Source organism: Paenibacillus turpanensis (assembly GCF_011421635.1).
Taxonomy (GTDB): domain Bacteria; phylum Bacillota; class Bacilli; order Paenibacillales; family YIM-B00363; genus Paenibacillus_AK; species Paenibacillus_AK turpanensis.
In genome coordinates, this window is record NZ_WTLI01000058.1 from 1 (window position 1) to 1,507 (window position 1,507).

General features: G+C 54.0%; 1 protein-coding gene. It reads left to right on the forward strand.

Translation table 11 applies throughout. From position 1 onward, the window contains the following. Nucleotides 1–1,507: condensation domain-containing protein (locus GQS10_RS22765; protein ID WP_243735365.1), on the forward strand; the 1,507-nt coding region annotated here is incomplete at both ends.

Consider the following 1,507-nt stretch of genomic DNA (forward strand, 5'->3'; position numbering starts at 1 on the left):
ACACTCCCTGCGGGCGACGACGCTGGTCAGCAAGATTCATAAAGAGTTGAACGTGGATCTGCCGCTGCGCGACGTGTTCCGCCATTCCACGATTGAGAGCATGGCGGCCGCCATATCCCGACTGGATGAACAGGCGTTCGTTGCCATTCCGGTGGCGGATGACCGAGAGATGTACCCGCAATCTTTTGCTCAAAAACGTCTCTTTATCCTGAATCAACTGGAAGGCGCGGAGCTTAGCTACAACATGCCGGAAGCGATGCTGCTGGAGGGTGCTTTGGACCGGGCAAGGTTCGAAGAAGTGGTCCGTAAGCTCGTGGCGCGGCATGAAACACTACGCACCGGTTTCGAAATGGTGGATGGCGAAGCATCGCAGCGGATTTACCAGGACGTGAATTTTGCCGTGGAGTTCTATCGAGCGGATGAGCAAGAGGCCGAAGAGACGGTCCGCCATTTCGTCCGTCCGTTCGAGTTGGCGAAGCCTCCGCTGCTGAGGGTAGGCCTTGTAGAGCTGGCTCCGGAACGCCATATTCTAATGTACGACATGCATCATATTATTTCCGACGGCGTCTCGATGGAAATCTTTATTGAAGAATTCGTCCGCTTGTACGGCGGCGAGCAATTGGAGCCTCTGCGCATTCAGTACAAAGACTACACCGTTTGGCAGCATTCGCAGGAGCAGAAGGAACGGCTTCAGCGTCAGGAGGCGTATTGGCTGGACATGTTCCAAGGCGAGCTTCCGGTGCTGGAAATGCCGACGGACTATCCACGTCCCGCAGTGCAGAGCTACGAAGGCCAAACGCTGGAATTTTTCTTCGACGCTTCGAAAACCGACGGCCTGAAGCAGCTGGCCTCGGAAACGGGCACGACGCTGTTTATGGTTCTGCTTGCGGCGTATAACGTCCTTTTGCATAAATACTCAGGTCAGGAAGACGTGATCGTCGGTACGCCGATTGCCGGAAGGAATCATGGAGATGTGCAGCTGTTGATCGGGATTTTCTTAAACACGCTGGCTATCCGCAGTTATCCTGCTTCGGAAAAGACATTCCTGTCATACCTGAACGAAGTCAAAGAAACGACCCTCCACGCCTTCGAGCATCAAAATTATCCGTTCGAAGAATTGGTGGACAAGGTGCAAGTCACCCGTGATTTAAGCCGCAATCCGCTCTTCGACACGCTGTTTACGATGCAGAATACGGAGAACGAGGAATTTGAGCTGGAAGGGCTTCGCCTGACTCCTTATCCGAGCGCACTGGATACCGCGAAGTTTGATATCAGCCTGGATGTGGGCGAGGAGAACGGCGGCTTGGATTACAGCTTCGAATATGCGACGGCTCTCTACAAAAGGGAGACAATCGAACGGCTGGCGAAACATTACGAGCAGCTGCTTGAAACGATCGTAAGCCGTCCGGATGCGAAGATCGCCGAACTGAACTTACTGACGGCAGAGGAAAAAGAACAAATTCTCGGCTCGTTCAACCCGGCGCAGCCGGAAGCGGCTCCTGCAGCT